We start from the raw sequence: 6,891 nt of genomic DNA on the forward strand, positions 1-6,891 counted from the left end.
CAGTTATGAAATTTTAGATAGCAGTAGCGCTATATATAGTTCAAGAAGGTCTTTGACTTTTCTTGGATCTTTTCCCGTAATGCTTTGGATTTTATCTAGACGGTAGCTTAGCGTATTTCGATGTATAAAAAGCTTTTTAGCTGCCGTGCTTCCTTCGCCATTTTCTTCTATGTAGACCGTTAACGTTTCGATAAGTTCTTTTTTCTTATCATATTCCTTTAGCTTTTTATAGTGATCCAACAGATCATGATTTTCTTGAAAACCGGCGCGTTGACGTAACAGTACGGGAATTTGATAATCCGCATAGCAGTAGAAATCAGCTTCTGGATGAAGCTTTGAACCGACCGCAAGCGTATCTTTTGCCTGCTGATAAGATACATGAAGGCCTTTAAGGTCAGCTTGAACAGATCCTGCCGCTAACTTACACACCATACCAGACGCCCGAAGCTGTTTTTCCAGCTGTTCCGCATAGCTGCTAGCGCTGCCTGCTTCTGTAGATTTTAATATGACCACTCCGTCTGGAAGCATAGCGTATAGGTCATTGTTAGCTATGTATTTCTTTACAAGCTTCATAACTTCATGGCAATTGTCCGCTGTAACAATCAGTGCCACTCGTGGAAGGTATAAATTAATATCAAAGCGGTTCGCTCGGTCAAAAAATAAAGAGTCAAACGGCTCTTCTTGCTGAAGAAGCTGATGAACCACCTCTTCTTTTAATCGCTCATCCCATTGAATTTCCTCTATTAAAATCATTTCTTGAAAAATCATTTCAGCCGCCATGCGCACGAGTTCTCCGTAATTACGAATCTGTTCTGGCAGTCCTGTTAATCCCACGACTCCAACAATTTCTCCGTTAAAGAAAATAGGGAAATTCACGCCCGGTTTGGCCCCGCGCAGCGAGTCAGCCTGCTGTTGAGTAATTTCGTAGGAACTGCCGCTTTTTAATACCCTCAACGCTCCTTCGTGGATTTGATTCATTCGCTTTTTGTCACCCGAACCAATAATGACTCCTTTTTCGTTCATCACGTTAATGTTGCAATCAATAATCTCCATCGTTCTACACACAATTTTCTGAGCTAATTCTTTTGTTACGTATCTCAACATTTCCTCATCCTTTGCCTCTGTGAAGTAAAGCTCAATTTTTTCGTGACAGCTAATTTGTATTCAATGAAAAATTTGCGATACTTCATTATAATATACGTAGAAGCAAAACCACATCTTTGAAACCGCCAACAAAACAGTGCCTATAGGAGGATAAAAGAATGACTGTGTCAAAACTAGTTTTTACCCCTCTTAGCTATACAGGATGGGGATCACTTCAGCAACTGCTTCCGGAAGTAAAAAAATATCACCCTGCTCATATTTTAATTGTCACAGATCCCGTGTTAAAAGACATTGGACTTGTGGATAAAGTGAGTTCTCCCCTCATTAAAAATGGATACGAAGTAGATGTATATGCAGATACGGCACCAGAACCGCCTTTAGCACTCGGTGAAAAACTCGTATCCTACGCAAAAAGCCGAAAATTTGATTTAGTCATTGGGGTTRGCGGCGGCAGCGCGTTAGATTTAGCAAAACTTACGGCCGTTTTAGCCGTTCACGACGGCGCTGTAGAAGAATACTTGAACTTAACTGGTACAAAACAAATTTCAAAAAAAGGTCTTCCTAAAATTTTAATTYCCACAACTTCCGGMACGGGCTCAGAAGTAACGAATATTTCTGTATTATCTCTTGAAAGCACCAAAGACGTTGTGACCCACGACTATTTGCTTGCAGACGCTGCGATTGTAGATCCTGAGCTTACGCTAAGCGTGCCTTCTAAAGTAACGGCGGCTACAGGGGTTGATGCATTAACTCATGCCGTTGAAGCTTATGTATCAGTAAATGCAAATCCAGCAACCGATGCCTTAGCACTAAAGGCTATACGCATGATTAGCTCTTCTTTGCGAACAGCTGTAGAAAATGGCAAAGATAAAGAAGCGCGAACTCAGATGAGCTACGGAAGCTATTTAGCGGGCCTTGCTTTTTTTAACGCTGGTGTTGCTGGTGTTCATGCACTTGCTTATCCGTTAGGTGGACAGTTTCATATTTCACACGGTGAATCAAACGCCGTATTGCTTCCATATGTGATGGGTTACATACGCAGCAGCTGTGTGGAAAAGATGCGAGATATTTTTGAAGCACTGGGCGGAAACGCTAACTCTTTATCAACAGAAGAAGCTTCTTATCAGTGTGTAAAACAGCTGCAGTCACTTGTCGAAGACGTAGGCATTCCTCAAACCCTTCGCGGATTTGATATTCCAGAAAGTGCCCTTCAAAAGCTGACAGAAGATGGCGTCCAGCAAAAACGAATTCTCGCTCGCAGTCCTTTGCCTCTTCTTGAAAAAGACATCCGAGCTATTTACCAATCGGCGTATGATGGTGCTATAGTAGAACCTGTGCACTAAAAAACTCCCCCTTGTGTAAGGGGGAGTTCTATTTATGCTGCTTTAGCCGTTGTACCAAAACGATTCTCTTTTGGATCGCTAGGCTGGCAGAATAAAATAATCAGCCAAATACTTCCGATTAATGGAACTAATGTAATGAGCTGCCACCATCCGCTTTTTCCCATATCGTGGAGTCTTCTTGCTCCTACCGCTAACGAAGGGACTGCAATCAATAGCGAATAGATTACCGGCAGAAAAAGAGGCTTATCAATAACGAGCTGAATGAAAGAAAGAATAAATGAAATAACAAAGTTTACCAATACAAACATCCAGTATTCAGTTCGGCTTGCTCTGCCAGAAAACGTCCCGTAATTTTTCAACACTTTTATGTACCACTTCATATGCAACAACCTCCTTTTTTATTATAAAATTGTAAATTTATAGTTTATATATCCTTTTTATTCAAAAAACAAACCGTTAAACGAGCAAATAACGACATTTTTTATGCAAAAGAAAAAACTTCTTTCAAAAAAAGAAGTTTTCGTAATGTATTATGCTTTTCTATTTAATCAAATCATTTCGGTCTTCCATACTTGGCGGTTCTTCAAGCCATCCGTTTTTAGCCATGATTTTTCCCCCGTCTTGTCCGTATGTTAAAATGTCTTTGGCGGTACTGACAAGAGTAAGAGGAAGATCTCCACGTAAACTAAACGCAGTGCCTAAAGCGTTGCTTCCCAGCCCGAAACTGCAGAATAAACTCACGCAGTACATCATTAGTTTATCTGAAAAGGGTGCTACTTTTGACTCGGTCGCTTTCGCTCCCCACGTCGCAGGCGTTTGGATATCGCTTTCCAAAAGAATTTTACTATAATCATTTACAATTTTCTTGGCTAACTCTTTTCCTTTTACAAAGTACTTCTTCACTTCAGGCTCACTTGCTACTTGAGCGAACCCTGTAATCATTTGCATGCCAAAAATGTTGCTTTCAATTGCGTAATAAATATGTGCTACCTCTACAGTATTTAATGCCCGTTTATTCGAAAATAAATGGATTCCATTCATGTAATCTGTGCCTTCAGCAAACTTCGCTGTTTTAGGTACGGAAACAGCTGGAGGCCTTGGAAGCACGTTTTTTTCCTGAAGATAACCTACACATTTGTCATAGCCGCTTTGCGTGAAAGCAGTAAGCTCTTTATATAGAGAGATCATGTCTTTTCTATAGGACATGGTTAAATGAAGCGTATGTAGCCCCATACTAATTTCTTTTAAAAGGCGAAGAAACATAATGTCAAACATCTTATCATAGAGCTTAGGAACGCCTATATTTACATCTTTTTCTGTATATCCTACTGGTAAGGCAGCCCCTTCATTCTGTAAAATTGTTTTGATATCTTCAATGTAGTTCACCACTCGCCTATGCGTATCCTGCATAATTTCCTTTGCCCCGTCATCTTCTGCCTGTGCAATAAAATATTCCAAAATTCTTTGGGTCATTGTTTTTTGCTGATAGGTCATCCAAAGAGTAGCAATTTCACTTGAACTTAACGGTATTTCTTGACTCATGCACTAAACCTCCTGCTAGGGATACATACGTAAATCTTCATTTATTCAAGAGTGGGTATCTGTAATGAAGACTTTATTCTAGACCTTAACATTCGTCCTCGTAGTCAGATACACAACTCTGTCTCTTCCTCAATTAATTCTGCTTCATTTACTATGCACAAATTGGAAGAATTCTATGTATTTACCCTCGCTTTTAAATGGAGGAAACAAAAAAAGCCCCCTCTCATTAAAGGCGCTTTTTCAAAGAAAACGTTTTTATTCCATTGTATCAGAAATCCTTTTGTAGCTTCCGCATTTTTTTAGATATTGAATAATATCTTGATCTTTTACACGCTGAATAGCTGATCCGAACAGTTCTGCTGCTACCTGCATGCGTTCATGTTTATGTTCAATGGTCATAATATATCGAAGCGCATCCACAACCGGTGCATTGTGACGTGTACGACGAGTTATGTACTCGTGAATGGCTTCATTTAACCCTTCCGATTCCGCTTGTTGAAACTCAGGTTTTCTTACTGCTTGACTATATACCACTTTTTGCCACTCCTTCTCCTCATTTTTAATCATTTTTATCTTTCTTTTATTTCCATTTCCCTAACTAAAAGGAAACAAAACATGCAATGTTAACTTTTTTTAGAGTTTTCTAGCAGATGCATGATGCATTTAAAAGAACATAGGTTTGATCCTTATAAGGAAACTATGATATATTTTTTGTCTATACAGACTATACACAGTAAGGAATAAGGTATTTAGATATGAATAAAGCTGAATTTATTGATGCTACAAAGGCTCCMGCCTTTAAGCCAGGAAAAGAATTTAAAGAAGCTGTTAAATAAAGAATCTAATRCTGGGTATAAAGTAAAACAAGCAGGCTCTTAATAATTAAGAATCTGCTTGTTCTGCTCTATATAAAGACTATTTCAGTAAGTTATTTTATTTGTTCTAAAAAGATACATATCTAACRGCATATTAACAAGCAATAGATTAAGCTACTAYATTTATTTTAATATACAGTTGARCTAGATAGAATATCTTTATGAAAACGTACTGTTTCAGAACTATAAGTAGTCATATTTAGTACACTTTTTATAGAATATGAGATGAGGATMCCCCCATCTTCCATTGTACTCACCCAATAAGGATGAAAGGGTATTAAAAAATAAAATCGCTTATCAAGTTTTTCTAAAACAAATGGTTYGGTAACATTTTTAGTTTCTAAATTACCAACAGAGACATCAATTTTATCACCTATTCTCATCCCACCATAACCCTCTATACAAATTTCAAYAAATCCAGTTTCTTGAAGTAATTCTAATTCARCTTCTCCGACRTAATCATATCTTTCTAGTATGTTCGTTCCATTTTTAATTGATTGACGTACGAAATCYCCGTCATAATAAAARACAAATGGCAATTCTAAATCTTYTGAGTCAATAAGATTTTGTATGGTGATAGTACCAACTCCTTTATACCAAYTCGTTYATTATTATAACATTATTGGCTATTCCAACGTTTYMTCTCATATTCTTGATATGTGCTTCYCTTTTAAATGTAGTCTACATGGGGATCAAAGCAAACTTATTTAKAATTAGCATTKTGAATCCCATTCAAAGCATAGCCAAACTACATACTCGAATGCAGCKACTCTGTCTTGSACTRTATTTTATCTTCCACTCTAGTTGATATAAAACACCTTCTCAGTAATTAGCAATTATGATATGTAAGATTTGATTTGCTATCAATCGCTTATTTGTTTTAAACGTACTAAAGTTAAACAGTATAATAGCAATAATAAGCTCTATGATAGCGCCTATTTTTCTTTTAAATCAGARGTAGMCATGAAGAAAGAGACATTTTACAATAAGGTAAAAGTATACGAGGCAAGGAAGTAAAGTYTTCTTCGYTTCMTAATTTTATTGGACGTCCTAACAAAATAAGTGACTCAACAGTTTGTTCATAATCAAGCTTATAGCTTCAATAAAATCACAGTTTTTTWAAAATACGTTGATTAAAAAACACCCTGARAGGATGTTTAATAGTTAGCTTGTAAAGCTTCACTCTTTTTCTTTAGTTTTTGACTTTCTTCTTCTAACTCAATAATTTTATTTTGGAGCTCTGTATTATCAAAGTCTTGCTCTAACTCTTCAGATARCTTTATTCGCTGTTTATGAATTTCAATTCGTTGTTTAGCAATCGCTTCTACTTCTTTGTTTAATTGTAATTGTTCATATGGATTCATATAAATTCCTCCCTTACTTTCACTTTCAACACAAGAAGACAGATTCCTTTAAAATAAAGTCCAGTGAGTGTTCCCTATAAACATGCTAATGGYCCCAAACGCACTAGCAATAAAACTAAAATTCCATACAGTGCGCATCCAAACTGCTAAAGAACCATATGTCTTTTTAAAGGCTACTTCACGCATAAAGATGAGATAAAGAACTGTAAACCCATATACACCAAATGCTMCCCATTGAAAAGTTTCTTGAATTTGTGGARCTATTAGAACAACTGCTACTAAAGCTACGGTGAAAATGAGGTTCACAATCATAAAGAAGCTGACGAAAYGCATCCACTTAAATCCCTTTTCRTCTAGTTCCGCAGCACCTTGGTTTTTTCGCTTTAATTCCTCCATTATTCATTACCCCTRGTATTCAGTTTTATCCATTATAGCACGTTATCCTAGTGTTATTCTTAAAGTACTAGTATCGTTATGTTCAAATTTCAGAGATTAGACTCAAAAATTTTGAAGTTTTSACATTAGAATTTTATACAGTCTCAATCAAAATCTGTAGTTATCTAACATAAATAAAAGAGCAGTTTGCATTTGCAAACTGCTCTTTCGATGACCCGTACGGGATTCGAACCCGTGTTACCGCCGTGAAAGGGCGGTGTCTTAACC

At 37.1% G+C, this 6,891-nt stretch carries 7 protein-coding genes; 1 reads left to right on the forward strand and 6 read right to left on the reverse strand.

The window, feature by feature from the left end; translation table 11 throughout:
• Nucleotides 1-3: 3 nt before the first annotated feature.
• A complete protein-coding gene (locus tag AC1DRF_RS13450; protein ID WP_477740914.1) occupies nt 4-1,104 on the reverse strand; it encodes a sugar diacid recognition domain-containing protein in 1,101 nt (366 codons plus the stop codon).
• Between the two features lie 158 nt (nt 1,105-1,262).
• On the opposite strand from AC1DRF_RS13450, the gene AC1DRF_RS13455 reads away from it, so the two are divergent.
• Nucleotides 1,263-2,447, forward strand: a complete 1,185-nt coding sequence (locus tag AC1DRF_RS13455) for an iron-containing alcohol dehydrogenase (protein ID WP_477740915.1) — start codon at nt 1,263-1,265, stop codon at nt 2,445-2,447.
• Nucleotides 2,448-2,479: 32 nt separating this feature from the next.
• Here the strand turns inward: AC1DRF_RS13455 and AC1DRF_RS13460 are convergent, their stop codons facing one another.
• The 5 genes from AC1DRF_RS13460 to AC1DRF_RS13480 all read right to left on the reverse strand — a co-directional run bounded on the left by AC1DRF_RS13460 (nt 2,480) and on the right by AC1DRF_RS13480 (nt 6,624).
• Nucleotides 2,480-2,827 (reverse strand): DUF805 domain-containing protein, encoded by a 348-nt coding sequence (locus AC1DRF_RS13460; protein ID WP_427076339.1) that lies wholly within the window; start codon nt 2,825-2,827, stop codon nt 2,480-2,482.
• Between the two features lie 160 nt (nt 2,828-2,987).
• On the reverse strand, nt 2,988-3,989 hold the full coding sequence (locus AC1DRF_RS13465; RefSeq protein ID WP_323618945.1) for a DUF3231 family protein: 1,002 nt from the start codon (nt 3,987-3,989) through the stop codon (nt 2,988-2,990).
• A gap of 255 nt (nt 3,990-4,244) precedes the next feature.
• On the reverse strand, nt 4,245-4,556 hold the full coding sequence (locus tag AC1DRF_RS13470) for a hypothetical protein (RefSeq protein WP_427076337.1): 312 nt from the start codon (nt 4,554-4,556) through the stop codon (nt 4,245-4,247).
• A gap of 1,465 nt (nt 4,557-6,021) precedes the next feature.
• Nucleotides 6,022-6,228, reverse strand: coding sequence for a hypothetical protein (locus AC1DRF_RS13475; RefSeq protein WP_016766132.1), 207 nt, complete (start codon nt 6,226-6,228; stop codon nt 6,022-6,024).
• A 48-nt stretch (nt 6,229-6,276) separates the two neighbouring features.
• A complete protein-coding gene (locus AC1DRF_RS13480; protein WP_477740916.1) occupies nt 6,277-6,624 on the reverse strand; it encodes a hypothetical protein in 348 nt (115 codons plus the stop codon).
• Nucleotides 6,625-6,891 lie beyond the last annotated feature (267 nt).

This window comes from Priestia sp. P5_B4 (assembly GCF_056400385.1).